The sequence below is a fragment of the Bacteroides sp. An19 genome (genome assembly GCF_002160215.1).
GTDB lineage: Bacteria > Bacteroidota > Bacteroidia > Bacteroidales > Bacteroidaceae > Phocaeicola > Phocaeicola intestinalis.
In genome coordinates this window covers 21,541-40,647 of record NZ_NFKD01000011.1, presented here as the reverse complement: position 1 = coordinate 40,647, position 19,107 = coordinate 21,541, and the positions used below count along the sequence as shown (strand labels likewise).

Sequence of the window (19,107 nt, the reverse complement as noted above, 5' to 3'; positions counted from 1 at the left end):
ATTATTGCATGTTTAAATAATTATTCATGATGTATAATTTCCCATTTCAATTCATTCCTTTCGTCCAAAGCAAGTGTAACATGATCACCCTCTCGCAGTTCGCCGGAAATAATCATTTTCGACAAGGGACGACGGATGTCTTTACGAAGAATGCCTAGAATCGGTCTTGCTCCATATTGAGCATTAAATCCATTTATAGCAATCTTATGAATTGCTTTTTCGTCTACCTGAAGAGTGATATTCTGCTCACTTAATGTTTTCAATAATCCTTTTAAATGAATGTTGAATATCACAGTCACAATCTTTTCGTTGATAGGCGCAAAGGGAACTATTTCTGTTAGACGAGCTAAAAATTCAGGACGGAAATATCCCTGCATTACTTCAAGCATATCATTATGGGTCGGTACTAAACCTTTTTCAAATTGTTCAAAAATATACTGGCTCCCAATATTAGATGTAAATATGATCAAAGCATTGGAAAAATCGCCAACTCTTCCCAATCTGTCATGCAATTTCCCCTCATCTAAAATTTGCAAAAACAAATCAAATACGGAACGATGTGCCTTTTCTATCTCATCAAACAAAACTATCGAATAGGGCTTTTGTCGGATTTGATTCACTAAAAGACCACCTTCCTCATAACCGACATAACCCGGAGGTGCCCCATAAAGTAACGCTACTGAATGTTCCTCTTTGTATTCAGACATATCGAAACGCAAAATTGCGGTTTCATCTTGAAAGAGAAATTCCGCCAACGATTTTGCTAACTCAGTCTTCCCTGTACCCGTCGGTCCTAAGAAAAAGAAACTACCAATAGGCTGCCCTTTCTTATTCAAACCGGAACGGGATTCATAGATAGAATCCAATACGGCTTTAATGGCATGATCCTGTCCGACTACACGCTTCTTTAAAATTTCCTCAGCATTGACAAGCCGCTCGCGTTCGGCAGCTTGCACATCGCCTAAGGGTATACCGGTTTTCTGAGATACGACTTCTTTCAAATGTTCTACACCTACGATTTCTTTCCGTTCATTGGGATGTAAATCATTTTTTATTTTCAATAAAGCCATGGTACGGTCGATCAAGTCAATTGCCGATTCAGGCAAGTGTTTCTCGCTGAAGTATCTTTTGGCAAGTCGAATGGCATTTATCAATAAATCATCAGAAGCCTTTAACTTGTGGAATTCTTCAAATGACTTTATTACAGTCTGAAGTATGATTTCAGTACTTTCGATAGATGGTTCTTCTAGGATAATCCGCTCAAACTTTCCGGTAATCTCTTTATCTGTTTCTATATTTTTTGTAAATCCCTCGATAGAAGAAGTGCAGACACACAGCAATCCTTGATTTAACGAAGCTTTCAGTAAGTTTATGGTTCCATTCAACGCTCCTTGCTTGTCCATTAATTGGTCGAACGATTCGATGACTAGGATGGCATTATCCATATCAGACAATTCATCCAAGATTTTTTTCATTCGGCTTTCAATCTCGCTCTTATAAGAAACCCCGATAGATAGAGCGATTGTATCAAGTTCGTAAACTTGTGCATTCTGAAGAAAGGTAGGTACTCTTCCTGCTACTATAGCTTGTACAAGTGCGTGGATTAGGGTGGTTTTGCCCACACCGGATTCTCCTGTGATAAGAATATTGGCTTTTGTTTTTCTTCCGAGAATGCCGAATATTTCATTCAGTTCTTTTTCAAAACCTACAGCTTCAGGAAGCTTTCCTTCTATCTGTTCTTGGTTTTTCCAAATGCAATATGTTGCTACATTCTTATTTCCATTGTTTTTAGTTCGAGTTGTAGAATTGTTCGCTGCGTTTGTTTGACCCTCTCCAAAGTTTCCGCAAACAGCCATAATATCTTCTTTCTGAAGCGGAAGTGTCTTAAGTTGTTCAAATGTGAAACCAACCCCAGGAGTTACAATAGCTATCAGTAATGAAACCGGATCAATAGATTCTTTTTTCAATGCCACTCGGACACTGTCAGCCTCATTAACGACAGCTTTTGAAAGTGGAGAAAGACCCTTTTGCGGAGAAGAATCATAATTCTTTTTGGACATCTTAATCCGCATGTCTGCCCAATCAAGAATATAGTAGTAATCCGCATTCAAGCTTTTTTCAATGAATGAGACTAACCCCACATCTTTATGAAGCAATGCCTTCAGGATATGAGCCGGTTCTATTGCCGCATTCATGTTTTCCTTAGCGTAGGCTTCCGCAATTTGGAAGACTTCTAAGGTACTATCACTAAAGTTATTCAACATATTTGTATTCATTAATTCATTAATCCAGCAAAATAATTTCCTTTGCAACCGGAGTCGTTTTCTTTTGTATAGGAGTGATAGTCACTGTTGTTTTTTTGTTCCTCTCTCGTGGCTTTGGCTTAACAAATACCATTTCAAATGGATACTCAATGGTTGGACAACCAATTTCCGTAATCCGAACAGAGAAATTGATACGTTCTTGGTCTATGCCAAACAACTGAAAGATATAATGGTTTTCTGTTATTTTATTCAAGATAGGCTGCTCCGAAAAATTTGAAGCGACAACTTCCACATTCTTGAAATAATTGCTTTCATCATTTCTTGCTACATCAGTTTTTATCAGATCAAATTCAACTGAAATTGTATCATTGGCTGAAGATATAGAGAAATTGGTATTGGATAAATTCACTTCGTAGTATTTTACATACCACTCAGATATCGTGACTTTATGAGGTACAGAAAGTAGTCCATCGTAACGTAACGAATAAAAATAATCGTGTGCAGTCAATGTATCGGTCAAATCTTTGGGTATAGATAAACGGCAATTATAGGTCAATGTATTCCCTTCGACATTTTCATTTTCCGTACGGGATTCTATTTGTATTTCACAATCCTCTGAATGGCTTGCCACTGTTGCTGATGTGCATTTAATATAAGGAGGCATCAAAGTTGTCAGCTTAGCATCATAATATTGATGATTAAAACCAATGTTTTCATTGTTATTCAACTTAAACAAGAAATTGTTATCCGAGTCTACGGTTATCACCCCACATTTGCCGTCAGACTTCACTATAGCCAAATCATCCTCCAAATGAAGAATCTCGTCAAATTGAGGAGGAAGAAGCTCTTTCCCTTTAAAAACCAGCCCATAACGGTTATCCTTGGATAACTTTTTAAATACACTCGTATAAGTACGCTCTGACTCCAGTGGAAATTCACTGATTACCGGCTCGTTTCCCAAAAGCTCCATATATTTTAATCGCATAAATTGATCAAAAATGAACTTGCCGTTCTTTGCACCAACTAAATAACCCTCGTCTCCTTTTATTATTGGAATTTCTTTTGCAGGAGAAACAACCAATGATTTTTTGTTGAATGTGCTATCTATCGAAATAGGAGTCAGTTCGTAGGTTTCTGAATCGATGGTATAGAATTTCTTTTTAATTGCTATGATTGCCCTTCCATTATGAAATGAAGACATAAAACTAATATCTTTTTTATCTTCATCTTGCAATACAAAAGGAATACCTTCTGTATTGATAAAATCACAATATGTCTCATTCGGATTCTTAGGATAATCTGCGTAAGACTTCACCAAAGCATGACCATCAAAAAATGGATACGCTTCAGCAAACGGACCGAAAACTTGTATGCCTTCAGTATTGAGATAGAAATATTGATTGTTCTGCCTAACCAACAACAACCCAGAATAAAAACGGTTTACTCCGTCAGGTAATTTATATTCTTTTCCTTCTATAGAAAAGATCTGCCCATAAGGATCTGTTATACCATACAGTTTCCCGTACTTGAAAAGCAAAGCCCTTTCTTCTTTAAATGCAGTAATGCTGTCAAATTCCAATGGAAGAATCTCCTTCCCTTCTTTATTCAACAAGCCGATTTTACCATTTGAAGCAACTTTCAATAAACCATAATCCATCATTTCTATAAAGTCATAATTAGGGCGTACCAACCACTTGGCTATTTGTGCTTGCACAGATAAACTCAAACATGCCATTATGACCCAAGCTAACATTTTCTTATTCATTTTCATGCTTTATTTTTTTAATGCGTGATAAGACTTTATTTATTTTTTCTATGTACTCTTTGTCTTGATTCTTTATAGCCTCATTTTTGCTCTTATTTAGCAGTTTAACTGCGACCTCAATGTCACGATTGACAACCATCCCATTCAGATAATATTGCGCTAACCAAGACATGGCCTGATAGTTGGTCGAATCTGACGCTTGAATAGCCTTTTTCAACCAAGTCATTGCTTCTTCGTTCTTTGCATTTTCAATCAGAAGTCCCAATGAATCTGTAATAAGTCCTAAATTCTTTTTGCGCAATAAAGACAAACTATCCTTTGGCGCCCACACATACGTATAAGCGACTTGGTACATTGCAGGCATGTAACCCTTTTCCGCTAAATTCAACATGCCGTCAAAGCCTTGTGATGTCTTTTCTGGCTCCGAACTGTTTAGTTCGGTTAAATAACTTTGGTATAATTCTTCCGGAGTAGGTTCAGAGGCAGAAGAGGCTAATGACCAATAAACAATACACCCACATACGGCTGCTGCCAATACTGCAATACCACTTGTTAGTATCGTTTTGTTTCTGTACCATGGCTCGGGAAAGACAAAAGCATCAATTGCAGCTCTAAATTGAGCCGATGTCGTATAACGTTCCGATTGCTTTTTAGCAGTGGCCTTTTTAATGACAGTTCTGATTTGATAAGATTGGATGGCTTTCAATGGTATCGTTTTCTGTAACTGGGCTTCCATCATATCATAAGAAGTGCCTTTAAAAGGTAGATGCCCTGTTAATAGCTGAAAATATAGAATACCTATCGCATATACATCTGTAGAAAAATTCTGATGCCGGATATCTCCAAGAATCAATTCGGGGGCTGCATACCCTGCTTTTCCTAAAAATTGTCCGGAAGAAGTTAATCCTTTATCTGCCGTATTAAGCCGAACCAACTGCTTGGCTACACCGAAATCGATGAGTTTGATTTTCCCGTCTGTAGTTACCATGATGTTCGTTGGGTCTATATCTCTGTGGATGTAGCCCACATCATGCAAAGCCATTACTCCTGCCAAAACTTTCTTTATAATCTCTGTGGATTTCTGCTCCCGATTATCAATGTATTCTTCATAAAGTTTTTCTATACTGGGGTGCACCACACCGTGTCTATCCTCTAAATTACCAACAATTAAATTCGCCAAACTTATGCCATCCAGATATTCACTGATAACATGATAATGAGTGACGTCAGCACCAAGCATGTCTTTATCCTGGGTTTCTATAAAAGCATACATAAGGACGAGGCTCTCATTGTGCAGTTGTATGGAAGCTTCCCGTCTGGCTCGTTCAATCACAAGATCTGGAAGTCCTTCAAACATCGCTTTGATAGCTACTGGAGTTACACCTCCATTGCTGTCAATTCTTTTGCCAAGATAGACACGCCCCATTCCGCCTTCACCTAAAATGTCAGCATCCGTGTCGAATTCATAATAAACACCTTCGTTACGTTCTTTCTGTCCTTGCAATTTTCTTATTGCCATAATATGTCTTCAAATTTTAGCTAAATAAGCATCAACTACCTACAAAATAATTGCCTAATGGCTTAATTCTTACTATTGCCGTTTTTATTTATGACATTAATCACTATATAGTCTTCTTTTCCTTGAATATATAATACATAGTCACCGGTTTCGTTTAAGGGAAATGTAATTTTGATGTTGCTTAATGGAGTAACTTCGCGATTAATTCCAATGGGTGATTGCACCAAATCTTGATAAGTGATAACTGGCAGAGAGACAATCCGTTTCTTTTTGCCGTTTGGAACTGTTACATTTTCAACATGAGCCTTTACCAAAGTTATTACATTGTCTACATTTCCCAAATTGGCTTCTACACAAATGGTATCACCCACCGTTGCTTGTGCAGATACAACTGAAGTTAACACAAGATATGAGCCAACGGGGTTAAGTTGTACAAAATATGCAGGTTTTCCATTGAGAAGGATTTCGCCTTCTTTCAAAATTTTATCATATACAGCTACATAGCTCTCGTTGGGAATTTTAGCATACGATACAATTTTATTGAGTGGTATCGTACGCTTGCTGCCGTCTTCAAAGTTGAAAACAAGTTCTTTACCTGAAGTCCTCGAGGAAATAAAACCCACTAAAGGACCATGTTCTTCTTTAACCTGAATTTGGTCAAGCAACTGTATTTGTGACCATAAATCCAACTTATCACTTAGCTTTTCCGTTCGAATTTGTTGCACTTGGCTGAATTTGAAAGACAATACCTCTTCATCATCGGTCAGTATTTTCAAATTTCGTCCTGGAAATTGTTCTATGATTTGCCCGGTAATCTCAGTACCATCATCAAGTACCACTATTTCTTTGACACCTGAAAAGAGATTCTCTGGTCGTCTGTTTTTCACACTGCGATACATATCCCCCCAAGCAAATGTATATTGGCTTCGCCCAAGATCTAGAAATTTAATTAACGAACCTTTTTCCAATAAAAAAACCCTGTGGAATGTACTATTCTTAAACTCCAAAGTCGTTAATTCCAACGATTTACCACTTGTGCTTTTTACGTACTTATCATTTTGTTCCGCCCATTCTTTCCATTCTTGAGATAATGATTCTGATGGAATCCTTTCGGTTATTCTATTCAGAAGCGAATCACTATTTACAACGATAGTAGCTTCTTCAGTTTGAAGCGTTATTTGTTTTCCGGGGATTTGTTCAGCAATATATCCCTTTATAATGGAGCCGTTCTTCATGTAAATCTGTTCGATGTTTTGTGCAAATGCATTTGCACTAACATAAAACATGATTAACATATAGAAGTATTTATTTCTAAGCTTCATAGCAATCTATTATATGCAACATTATGATTTTATGTGAATGCTCGTAAAAGCAAGTTCATACCCTCTGAAAATGAATATATACTTCAATAGCATGCGGAGATAACTTCAACTCCATTCGGAAATATACTAAGTGGGCAAAGTAAGTATACCTTCGTTTTGAGTAGTAATAGTCTCTGTAACTTGCGAATATTCATTTGACTTTATTGATTGGATTAGACAGGCGTTTCATGCTGTTTCATATCCAACTTAGTGTAAATAACAGCACCATTTATTGTGTCAAGCACGACTTTCAAATCTCTATTGCCATTATAGAACACATGCGCAAATTCATTACTCTCATTTTCTGCCGCAGTGTATATCCTTGACAAATAGTCACGGATATCACTAATTTTAATAGGTTTATAGTAAACCCAATATTCAGAGACTTGGTTATCTGTATTAAATACGAATCCTACAATATCTGCATAATCATTATTCTCGATGTAGTAATAATCACTTCCATTTGCAGAATAAGAATTGTCAGAGAAGCTATAGTTACAGCCGTAATCTTCCATTGCTGATCTTACCGTATTTTTATCAGAGCCAAACAGAGTGGTAAAGTCTATCCACAAATTTTCTTCTTGAGGATAAAATTTTGAACGAAGATTATAACTCAAGAAATAAGTATATTGATCTTCATCTTCATTATATCTCCTTTCTAATGCAACACGGAATTTTGAATCCTCTTCAGATTTTCCTAACTCAATGTATGTAGAATTGTTCGGACCATATTTGCCTTCTTCTTCAGCTTGGAATTTCTCAGATAGGAGACCTTTAAGATAATCAAAAGATTCATCTGATAAAGTCGGAAGAAGTAGTTGAATTTGACAACAACTGCTAAAATCCGGATTTAAATATGCTGTTGTTACAAATTGTTCATAATGATTAGCCTTTGAGCGTGGATAGTAAGAAACATATAGATTAGATAATGTATTGTGATCATATGGTTCCATATCTAAGAACACGTTTGCATAGTCTTCATTTTCTCCAAGTATATTTTCATACTTAGTATTAACCATATCCTCCATTAGCTGGTTGTTGTAGTCAGCTACAAACTGCTCTGTGTATCTTTCATGATTATAGTCGGCGGGATATTCCATTACAACAAGTTGCATCGCATCAAGAATCATATTAACTACATATTGCTTATTTGATGAAATTTCCGGCAAGATTTCACTTGTACCCTCTGTATCAAACTCACCACAAAATTTAATAAATGTATCGTAATACTCTGGGGGTAATTCTCTTTTTTGTATATGGAAACTGAATCCTTTGCTTTCTTCCGGAAGTAATGCACGATAAAGATAACTTGTTGGAGCTTTTTTATCAGTCCATTTCGTTAGTACTTCTGATATTGCCAAATTATAATTAGATAACTGTTCACTATAGTTAAAAGAAAAATTCCCATTTTCAAATCTTACATTATTTTTAGCTTTAAGCGCTTTAATAAAGTAGCCGTCGGTCAAAACAGAGAATCTACTATAACCATCAATACCCCATCCAGAATAGTCTTTGTCGCTCATATAAACATGTACCAAACTTGTTACAGGTTTGATATCAGCAGTAATAGCCTTAGATGTATTTGTTATTTCGATTTTTTGTACATCTATGCCGAGAGTTTCAAATACGACAGGAAAATAACTGCTGTTTTCTGTTATCGATAAATCTTGAATATTAGATTCATTTTCTATATTCCAAAATTTGTATCCAGTGCCACCGAGACCATCTCTAAAATCAGCTATACAAACTACAGTATAATTACCAAGTGCCAAATATGGTGCATAATTCAAAGATTCAGATAAGTTATTACACAGCTTCTCTGCTTTATCTACAAGCTGACCATTTTCATTATAAACTAAAGCTAACAAATTAAGTTTCCATCCATCTTTGTTCATATCAAAATCCCCAGCCTGAAATTGTTCATAGTCATCAAATATGTGAGCTGCAGTTATACCAATTTCTGATTTATAATTAATCTCAATTTCTTCTTGATCTGTACATGAGACAAATACTGCCACTATTGCAAGAAGACCTGCTATTATCTTTTTCATATATATTCCTATGTTATAACGTTAATAAATCGGATTAGAACAGCCAGCCTACCGTGACTTGAATGTTGTTGTTTTTCCATTTCAAATTCTCCCCTAAATCGGTAAGACCGATTGAGTATCTTGCACCAACCATAAAACCGAAATCAAACTCGTATGCAGCACCTACTCCTATACCCCAATTAAAACCTTTACAGTCGCCTACTTTCACATTGGCATCACTCAACTTTAAAAAATCAGGGGAAGATGACAACAGATAAGAGAACTCCGGTCCCACCTCGATACTAAGCGCAGACAACGGATATACTTTCAGCATTACTGGGATTTTTATATAATTGAGTTTGATATCACCACCGTCACTTTTTATCGCCTGATATGAGTATAACACTTCCGGTTGCAGTCCCCACAGTCCCGTCCCAGGCAGACTGCTTGCCGTCCGTTGCCCCCAGTGGAAATTCATCAAAGCACCAATTTGAAATCCTGTTCCCATAGAGAAACCAGGGTCAAACGTCATATCATTGCTTATATTCGAAAGATTGACTCCAGCTTTTACACCATACTTTATAGCCAAAGCAGAGCCATGACGTTTTGTTACCAATCTCCCATCTGTTTCAGTTTTGGGATTGCCATACCCCCTGTCTATTTTGACCTGAGCCATGACATTGCTCAATGCAAGAAAGGCACTGACAGCTAAGATGAACAATTTCTTTCTCATAAAATAATTATTAAATGGTTATATAATAGTGATTTTTTTCTTTTCCCTTTCCCGTTTTGGATGAGTAACCATCTTGCTGATTTCTTTCTTTATCGTAGGGCAACCTTCTTCTGATATAGTTATATTATATGTAAACGTTCTACTTTCCCCTTCAGGGATATAAACGGGTATAGAGATTGCCATTTTTTCCCCAGGTGCAAAACTATATTCCTCGCCCCCTGATACTTTAACCTGAGTAGTAACATTAGACTTTCCGACCTTCGATTCTATTACGATATTAAGCAAAGCATTACCTTTTTCATCAGTTGAATTTCCACCCGTTACACTAACATCATACCCTTCTTCGTGTTTTGAAGACAAGGTTATCAAGCGATGCATCCATTCCAAACCATCATAAGTTACTGCAATATCCACTTGTCGGGTTGTTACATTATCAAATTTCGTATCGGACTGAAAATAGGGCAGATGCAATTTCCAAACTTCTCCGTGTCGTTTTAATGGGGCATAACGCAAGTAGCCGTCTTCGTTGATATAGCATTTCAAGCGTAAAGGATTCACATCTTTCATGTCCACTTCAACTTCCACATATTGTTGAGGCTCCATTTCGTCCAAATTCCCTGTCAAATTGCTTGATAGCGGATTATGATGGAAGACAATAACTTGAGTAGGAGCAACCAGTTCAATGCCGGCTGAAGGATTCAATTTGAGAATACCTATTGTTTTATTTTTTGCACCGACTATTGCATACTTTTTCTCATACGTTTCTACAGAATTAAACGAATGCTCCAATATAGGTTTTCCTAAGTATGTTATTTGAATTCCATCCTGCGTCTCTTGCTTGCTGAGCAACTCAGAACTTTCGGTAATGAACAATGGCGTATCATTTATTTTATAAGGCAGGTCAAAATTATAATTTGCCCCTGATATACGCCACTGATTGTCAATGTAGTAATGATGCCCGTTTTGGCTTGCCAAATATGTAAAATCATCAGACAGGTCAACGAACATTCTGCTTTCAAGCTTTTTAACACCATCTAACTTGTTTCCATCCAGCTTCATGATTCTCAACAAGTCACCTCCTCTTATAGATGAAGTTACAGCCAATAGTCGTCCATCAACCAAAGAACTTAAGAACTTGTATTTTGTATCCGATATAATAGCAGAGCCACCAGACTTGTTGATAAGGCCATAATATCCATCTCCATCGGCATATTGAACAGTTGCAATGCCGTTTTGAAACGGTGCAGCTAAATAGAAGCGGGCTTTAATCGAAATATTACCTTGATTATTTAGATAACCACATAAGCCGGATTCGTCTTTATACCCTAACAGCCCTTCTTTATAATAAGGATAGGCTGTCGCATATATGGGTTTATCTGCAAAACTACGCAAAATTTCCCCGTTTTGGTCTATAATACTCAATATCCTACGTCCCGTTTTATCCAAAACCAAGGCTCTATTTTCAACGTAAGAAGTTATACTATCATATTTGACTTCCAACACTTCTTTCCCGTCAACAGCGGATATTATCCCCCATTTCCCCTCTGATTGTACTTTAAATAAATCATGCCCCATGTATTGTATTCCGGAAAAACTTCCAGGACGACACAACCATTCCATACTTTGAGCCATACCACTGGCAGCAGGGAATAACAACACTATTACAAATAGAATAAAAGCTTTCAATTATTATCCTCCATTGATTGGGTTAATAATTCTTTCGCATGAATTGCTTTTATGGCATAGTTGAAACCTTGACTTTTGCTCACTCCAGAGTTCAATACCCCAACCAATTGGCCTTTGTCATTGAATATAGGAGATCCGCTTGCACCTCCGTATGATGGGGCATTAAATCCAAAGGAATATCTGGTGCATTCTTGTGTGATGCTTCCACCATTTGCAAGGAGTTGTACTCCTTTAGATGACTTCAAGTCTTGAAGACTTAAACCGAAAGGAAATCCCATCGTGTATATATGTGATCCGACCCTTATTTCCGAATCATCAATAACAGCTTGATTCAAGTCTACTATGCAGATGTTTTCATCAGGTAACCTTTTGGATTCCAATTGCAGTATGGCGACATCTTTTTCTATATTGTCATGCCCGACCAATTCCCGACATTGCTTTAAGTTTTCCACGCTAAAATAGGAGCCGTTAGGTACCATACCAATATAAGAAAGCACTCCCTCTACCTTAATTTGAGAAGTAAAAGCATTAAGTGCAGGATTCTCGGATGCGACAGTAGCGATAAGCATTTTGTATTTATCTGATATCATAGACAATTCCTTATCAAACAACCAAGGTCTAGTGATATGTAAATTGGTTACAATCTTACCGTCCTCTGAAACAAAGAATCCTGTTCCAGTAAAGCTATTCATTTTAGAACGCCCTCCATCAACCTTTTGAATTGTTCCATTCGCCCAAACGACTTCAGTAGGCAGTCCCAATTTCTCCAAATCCAAATTACCGGCAGAAACTTTGTAATAATAAAATCCCAATAATAACACAGTCGAATTTTTATACTTGGTATAAATTTCTTCATCTGACATGTGCTTGCCAGAATAAGACAATGCTGTAGGTTTATTATCCCAATTATTGCCAATCAGGCGATAAATTCCATATATGCCGCCACATAATAGGAGCACAATGAACAAAACGGAAAAGATTTTTTTATAATTGACAGTTTTCCCTTCACCATATGGATTTGGAACCGATACCCCAGCACATAATATCTTATCCCCTTTTTTTAATTTCACATCTTGATTGGGAGGGATTGCCCGCCCGTTCACTGTTGTCCCGTTTTTACTATGGTCTTGTATATACCATTTCTTGTCGCTCATTAATTTGAGTGTTGCGTGGAAACGGCTGACTTTATCCCCTTGTAATTGATATTTGTTTCTGAAATTCGTTCCAATCCCTCTCATCTCTTTAATTTTAGACATGTCTGGCATGGGAAGGGCAGGTATTTTATTCCAATCCAATATTTGATCAGCAAAGCGGATAACATCACCCCTTTTTACTGGAACCTCTTTATCCGGTTGCAGCCTATGGTCATTAAGATAAGTACCATTCCTGCTTCCTTTATCTGTCAACAGGATTTCTCCATTGTCAAGCAACAGCAATTCGGCATGATAACCACTAACAAATTGGCTATTTAATCTTATATGAGAATTATTCCCACTTCCTATTACAATCAGCTTCATGCGTATATATGTTTTTATTTAGTATATAGGATCGTAAATTTCTTCTTTTGTTTTGTTCGCTTTAATCGTGTCTTTATTTTCCTGCTTAGGTGGAACGGGGGCTTCTGGCTTCACAACTACAGTGTCTCTGACAATTACCGTATCAGGTTCAGGTTCCGGAATGACTGTTGGTGGTTCTGCTATTGGTTGAGGCTCCACTGGCGCCACCTGCCGGTTATTATCATAGAGATATTTTGTTCCTAAAGCAATACCAGTTAAAACAGCTAACGACATAACTACTACTAGCATTGTTCGAAGTGTATTTTTCTTTTGAAAAGGGATCAATGACCAATCCAAATTATAGATATGCGCAAATGATACAACATCCTTACGCGATACGGGTATCTCTACATTGGAGGACATTTTCATTCCGTTGACATAAGTACCGTTCCGACTTTGGTCTGTCAAGAATATCTTGCCATTCGACTCAACCCTAATGGTTGCATGTAGCCTACTGATAATGTCGGTGTTGTCCGGTATTACAATATCACATCCTTCATCCCTACCTATTGTATATATCTTTTTCATTTCCTATATTTCTATTTGGCTTATTTCCCATAAAAGGATATTCTTCCTTTATCTGTTAATCATGTTGCAAATCCTTTCCCAAAAAGAATAGTCACCGTGTTGCATAAGGATATTGAACACAACCCCTCCTATCAGCAATAAAGACAAAATAACCAATAAGATTTTAGTAGACTTTTTCATCTTCTTCTTTAAAGTTGAATTGCCATTCATCTCCAATATGGCTGCAGTCAAGTTGTCATATTCAGTTCCGCTGTTCCTCCCTATGCTTTCTATAACATTTGCCGTGGAATCAAGTATTTTGTCAATGGATTTCTTTTCGGATAAATGTTTAATAAATTCATCTTCCGGCATGGCTCCCCAAAAACCATCTGTACAAAGAACGAACCGATCCCCTTTTCGGTAAGGAAGCTCAATTGTCTCAACTTCCATATCTGTTTCTATTCCGAGTGCTTTTAATATAACATTAGATTGTGCAGACAGTCTGGCTTGTTCTTCGGATATGACTTTTTTCTTGACCATCTCAAATACCATTGAGTGATCAAACGTTCTGAAAATTTTTTTCCCTTTCCTCAATTGATATATCCGGCTGTCCCCCACATAAGCTGCAATAGCAGAACGGGGTGTCAGAAGGAGTGCTGTTACTGTTGTCCCCATACCTTGAAGTTCCGGAGTGTTTTTACCCTCCTCAATAATGGCCATATTCGCATTTCTGATGGCTTTAATCAACGTCATAGAAGGGTTAGCCTGTTTATCTGCTGAAGCCATGGTCTCAAGAATCTTCTGGACAGCAAGCTGAGATGCAACACTACCACCCTGCATACCCCCCATACCATCGCATACTACTATCAGATATCCGAGTGTCGTTTTTTTTATACCGGCTGAATCCTGATTTTCTTTTCTTCCTCCTATTCGGGAATCGATAAAACCTAATATTTCTCCATTTATTTCAATTGGTGTGACCATAATTATATTATAAATAAGATAATTAAAAGAACAAACAACAATACAGCTATGCTTATTATCAGTTTCTTGTGTTCTTCAAACATTTCCTTGATCGGATTACTTTCCCCTTGAAGAGCTTCCTTTATTGCTAATTTGAACTCAAGTGCAGATTTAAAGCGTTTTGATGGGGATTTTTCTGTTGCTTTTAATATAACATTATATAATCTTCTCGGGATTTTTTTGTCATACGGCAACTTCATGGATATTTGTCTGGATAAAATCTCGGCCTCTATATTTGTCTTAAAAGGATTATGTCCTGTTAACAATTCATAGAACGTGATTCCTGTAGAATAAATATCTGTTTGCGCATTGATTTCCGTATCGGCAGAATCTCGCAAAATCTGTTCAGGAGCAGCATATTGTGGGGTTCCGATAAAACCAAAAGATGAATATTTATTTCCTCCACTCATCCTGGCTATTCCTAAATCCATAAGTTTTACTGTTGAACCATTTTCTATCATCACATTAGATGGTTTTACATCCCGATGTACCACCCCTCTGGAATGAAGATATTGCAATGCATCCAACACATTACAAATTTCATTAGAAATCTTTTCTATTCTATCTGCCGGGGGTAAAGCATTTAACTGTTCCCGGACATGGGTTTCTAAGGTTATTCCAGCTACATAACCGCTTAAAATAAATATAGGTCCATAATCAGGATTATATTCACATAGACCTATCATCTGCACCAGATTCGGATGGGAAAAAGACAAGGAGGCTTCTTGTTTTGCCCTTTCTCTAATCATTTTATTGTTGGCATATATATCCTTGACCCTTTTTATTGCAACTCTTTGATTGGAGTTGCAACTAAATCCTAAATAAACTGTTCCCATTGCACCATTGCCTAATGGGGTAGAGTTCGGATCATAGTAATACCACTGCCCCGAGACCTGTAGATAAATATGCGGATCCCCTTCACGTTGGTATACTTGCTGAACAGTGTTATTATTCATACTTGATGGATTTTAACAATTCTATATTCTCCGTTAAGACTTTCTGAAGTTCTTCGTTATCATATCCGTGCCGAGAGTTTACTTTTTGTTCCAATAGCCTTAAAGCTCTTTCAAAAGAATTTAAAGCTTTCAATATATTATTCTCTGCATCGACTGTGTAATAGGCGGCTCCTAATATATAATACATTTCAGGAGTTAAAACTGATGTGTCTTGTATTTTAGACAAGTATTCTATAACTTTATTGAGCTCAAATTTATCAATATCGTTGCTCAAATTTAAATGCTTCCTTCTTTGAAGGAGCATATCACTCTTAGTTCCTGAAAAATAAGTAATTCCTACTTCAACTCTTGCACTATCATAGTTTTCATTAGCCAATTCCTGCATTTGCTTAAACCCTAATTTAACAGAATTTTCCATATTAGAATCTAATAATGACAAAGCTTTTTTATAGCGTTCAGATAGTGTCGGTTCTGAAAGAATTGCGTTTGTGCTTTCGGCATTATGTGCAAAGTAAAACCACGTACCACAACCCACGCCTACGACCAATACTATGGCTACAGCATATTTCCAAAGATTGTTTTTCGAAGGACATTTTTCTGCCATATCAATTGCAACTCGGAACTCAGCAATGGAATGATACCGATTCGTTTGTTTTTTTTCTGTTGCCTTCCGAATGATTTTCGCCAATGCTTTATTTTCTATATTTTTTACAGGGACTTTACGCTTAAGCTGTTCCTGCAAAACCTCGTATTGACTGCCCGTAAAAGGCAACTCTCCTACTAAAAGCCTGTAAAAAAGAATACCTAAAGCATAGATATCTGTCGTATAATTCTGGCTTTTGACATCACCCAATACTAACTCCGGCGAAGCATATTCTGCTTTCCCTATGAATTTTCCCGCTGCTGTCATTAACTTGTCTTTAGAACCTAAAGCATTCAGATTCTTTGCAATACCGAAATCTATCAATTTTATGCAGCCATTGTTGGTCACCATTATATTGCTTGGATCAATGTCACGATGAATATACCCCTTATCATGCAATGCCAACACTCCTGACAAAATATTCTTAATGATATATATGGATGTATTTTCCTTGTCTTTTACGTAGTTTCTATACAGGTTACGAGCGAAATCATTATCCTGATCCGTTACATTGTCAAAATGCCCGACTAATAAATCAGACAACTCCATACCATGCAGGAATTCACTAATGACATAATGATGATAGATTACTTCGCCCCAACGATTTTTTTCAAAGACACTTATTAGCCCTAACATCTCTACAAGATTGTCATGCCGAAATTGAATGGAAGCTTCACGCTCAGCCCTGGCATAAACTTCTTCAGGAAGATTGTCATGCAATGCTTTTATCGCGACTTCTGTTCGCACACCGCTTTTTTCATCTACACAAAAGCCACGATATACAACTCCCATTCCCCCCTCTCCTAGCGGAGGGGAATCGGCATCATATTCGTAATATATGCCTTTCTGTTTCTCGGTTTGTCCCTGTAATCTTCTGATTTGCATCGGAGATTGCTACATAAATATAGTTCCACCAGGTTTCGTGACAGGCTTATTCCCTGATTCATCCAATCCGACTGTTCCACCTTGGGAAACAGCATTTCCCTCATCATATCCTTGAGTATAACGATTAAAGGCCGGTGCTGCATAAGGATTGGTATTTATGGGAGTGTTGTTGGAGGCCTGTGTTGACATAAACTCACGACAAACGTTCAAACCAATTTGTTTGGCATCAATTAAGATAAAAAACAAATCATAATGTTCACCTATAGTAATAATATCACCATTAAAACATTCTCTTTGATCAAATCCCAGACTCTCACCATTTATCATTGTCCCACAAGTTGAACGGGCATCACAAATAGAGGCAATGATTTTTTCTGGATTTTTCATTTGCCTTACAACCAGTACTGCATGTTGATCTGATACGGTTGCTTCACTTAAGCAAATATCACAATCTGCAGAACGTCCGATACTGTTTGAACCTATGTGAAGCGGCCAATATTCACCGGCACTTGTTCTTGAAATAGAATACAGAAAACCGACAACTGGTTTCTGATTAGGAACATTATTGGGCACTGTCCCAAATGGATTGGGGACAAAAGTGCCGTCATGTGGCTTAGGTTCTGATTGGCGATGATTTTGCGGTAAATCCGTATATGCATCTTCCATTCCCGGAATAATAGTTTTATTGCTGCTCATAATTTATTTATATACAGTTTTATATCACTCTTATTTTTTTACATTTCCAAATTCCTAATGCAGGATTTATTCTTCCCAATAAAACATGACTTATCATGAAAGTTCTAAAAAATTACAGATTATTTCTCCATTTTTTTTCTCCGACTTCAAACACCAAGTCGGCTATTTTATTTAGAAGCAATAGAATTTTAATTGATTTCTTTTTATGGTCATTTCACTTATATTCATTTGCAGGAATGTAATCATTAATCACTATTTTTTTACTCCAGTTGCAATTCTATATTTCCAATGGGATTTATTTCTCACATGGTCTGCTTGATCGTAAGTGAAAACATTGATTCTTCTTTCATTGTTAGAAAGTTTCATGATGACAAGAAAAGGGGGCTAAATAAAATGAAGATAATTTTAAAATCATTTTACATGCTCTAAATCTTTTGCTGAAATGGACACGCTGGCACATCCCAAACAATCTATCACAATCATTATCTTGGAATTTCCATCAGAGTCAACAGATGCATAGCCGACTAATCCTCTTAACGACCCGCGTCTCACCCTAACTTTATCTCCTTTCCGAATAGTCAAAGGCTCCATCGTGATTTCAGAATCTGCATTTCCCAACATAAACTTGAATTGTTCAATCTGTTCATCTGGTATAATAGCAGGTTTATGCTCACCAGGAGCCGTCAAGAAACGATATATAAACGACAAGTTACGAACTTTCTCCAATTCTTTAGTTGTCAATTTAACGAAAATCATCATAGGAATCACCACACGCTCCACTTTTTTCCTGCGGTCACTCCATTGATGCATTTCTATTTGTATGGGAAGAAAAGTCTCAAAATTTAACAACTGCAGTTTTTTATTCGCTGTCTTTTCACAATTCATCTGAACCAGAGCGACAAACCAATGCTTTGGACATGCTTCGCTTTCGTCTGTCACATTTCCGACAGGCGAAACCGAATGAATTTGACCACATATCTCCATTGCTTTTCGCATTTAAACTTTCGTCAATTTATCCGAAAGAAATAGATTGACACTCGCAAATGTATGTAAAATATAGATAATCTAAAAACATTTTACACTAAAATAATCGATTCCTGCTAAACAACACACCTAATTATTACAAATATAAATCATCTGATAGCATATAATATTGAAAAACAAATTATTTTATATCATATCTATTTTCATATAAGCCTACACAGAGACAAAAGTGTGTAAATCTGCATTTTTTACATATCTATCTCGTTATGTATAAAGAACTTATCAAAAACTAATTAAAAATATATACATCATATATCATTGTGTTACTTTTACATATTTATATAGACACCAAAGAATAATAAGAGTTCGTTTAAATTTTGCTCAGGTTAATTTTTCGAATTGTTTTCGAGGATGTTTTTCTGATTTTATGAGGAGGATAGCGGGCTATCTGAGGAAAAAATCGGGAAAACAGGTCGGAAACAAACGAAAAAGGACCTGA

The 19,107-nt window shown here is 36.8% G+C and carries 14 protein-coding genes; all 14 read right to left on the bottom strand.

What is annotated here, in order from left to right; genetic code table 11:
- Window positions 1–20: 20 nt before the first annotated feature.
- The 14 genes from B5F25_RS06865 to B5F25_RS06800 all read right to left on the bottom strand — a co-directional run bounded on the left by B5F25_RS06865 (window position 21) and on the right by B5F25_RS06800 (window position 18,608).
- Window positions 21–2,264: an ATP-dependent Clp protease ATP-binding subunit gene (locus tag B5F25_RS06865; protein WP_087248557.1), complete on the bottom strand. Its 2,244-nt coding sequence runs from the start codon at window positions 2,262–2,264 to the stop codon at window positions 21–23.
- 19 nt (window positions 2,265–2,283) lie between these two features.
- Window positions 2,284–4,035, bottom strand: coding sequence for a WG repeat-containing protein (locus B5F25_RS06860; RefSeq protein WP_087248491.1), 1,752 nt, complete (start codon window positions 4,033–4,035; stop codon window positions 2,284–2,286).
- On the bottom strand, window positions 4,022–5,548 hold the full coding sequence (locus B5F25_RS06855) for a serine/threonine-protein kinase (protein WP_087248489.1): 1,527 nt from the start codon (window positions 5,546–5,548) through the stop codon (window positions 4,022–4,024). The genes B5F25_RS06860 and B5F25_RS06855 overlap by 14 nt, the downstream gene beginning before the upstream one ends.
- A 62-nt stretch (window positions 5,549–5,610) precedes the next feature.
- Window positions 5,611–6,870, bottom strand: a complete 1,260-nt coding sequence (locus B5F25_RS06850) for a hypothetical protein (RefSeq protein WP_140406877.1) — start codon at window positions 6,868–6,870, stop codon at window positions 5,611–5,613.
- A 212-nt stretch (window positions 6,871–7,082) separates the two neighbouring features.
- Complete coding sequence (locus tag B5F25_RS06845; RefSeq protein ID WP_087248485.1) at window positions 7,083–8,960, bottom strand: hypothetical protein; 1,878 nt, start codon at window positions 8,958–8,960, stop codon at window positions 7,083–7,085.
- Window positions 8,961–8,994: 34 nt separating this feature from the next.
- On the bottom strand, window positions 8,995–9,672 hold the full coding sequence (locus B5F25_RS06840; RefSeq protein WP_087248483.1) for a porin family protein: 678 nt from the start codon (window positions 9,670–9,672) through the stop codon (window positions 8,995–8,997).
- A gap of 18 nt (window positions 9,673–9,690) precedes the next feature.
- On the bottom strand, window positions 9,691–11,358 hold the full coding sequence (locus B5F25_RS06835) for a WG repeat-containing protein (RefSeq protein ID WP_087248481.1): 1,668 nt from the start codon (window positions 11,356–11,358) through the stop codon (window positions 9,691–9,693).
- Entirely contained in the window at window positions 11,355–12,875 is a 1,521-nt protein-coding gene (locus tag B5F25_RS06830; protein ID WP_087248480.1) for an FHA domain-containing protein, read from the bottom strand. The genes B5F25_RS06835 and B5F25_RS06830 overlap by 4 nt, the downstream gene beginning before the upstream one ends.
- An 18-nt stretch (window positions 12,876–12,893) precedes the next feature.
- Window positions 12,894–13,442: an FHA domain-containing protein gene (locus tag B5F25_RS06825; RefSeq protein ID WP_087248478.1), complete on the bottom strand. Its 549-nt coding sequence runs from the start codon at window positions 13,440–13,442 to the stop codon at window positions 12,894–12,896.
- A 48-nt stretch (window positions 13,443–13,490) separates the two neighbouring features.
- A complete protein-coding gene (locus B5F25_RS06820; protein WP_087248476.1) occupies window positions 13,491–14,405 on the bottom strand; it encodes a protein phosphatase 2C domain-containing protein in 915 nt (304 codons plus the stop codon).
- 2 nt (window positions 14,406–14,407) lie between these two features.
- Window positions 14,408–15,400 (bottom strand): serine/threonine-protein kinase, encoded by a 993-nt coding sequence (locus B5F25_RS06815; protein ID WP_087248474.1) that lies wholly within the window; start codon window positions 15,398–15,400, stop codon window positions 14,408–14,410.
- On the bottom strand, window positions 15,393–16,928 hold the full coding sequence (locus B5F25_RS06810; RefSeq protein WP_087248472.1) for a serine/threonine-protein kinase: 1,536 nt from the start codon (window positions 16,926–16,928) through the stop codon (window positions 15,393–15,395). The genes B5F25_RS06815 and B5F25_RS06810 overlap by 8 nt, the downstream gene beginning before the upstream one ends.
- 9 nt (window positions 16,929–16,937) lie before the next feature.
- Window positions 16,938–17,624, bottom strand: a complete 687-nt coding sequence (locus B5F25_RS06805; protein WP_087248470.1) for an FHA domain-containing protein — start codon at window positions 17,622–17,624, stop codon at window positions 16,938–16,940.
- A 411-nt stretch (window positions 17,625–18,035) separates the two neighbouring features.
- Window positions 18,036–18,608 carry a UpxY family transcription antiterminator gene (locus B5F25_RS06800; RefSeq protein ID WP_162614366.1) on the bottom strand — a complete coding sequence of 191 codons (573 nt, stop codon included), beginning with the start codon at window positions 18,606–18,608 and terminating at the stop codon, window positions 18,036–18,038.
- Window positions 18,609–19,107 lie beyond the last annotated feature (499 nt).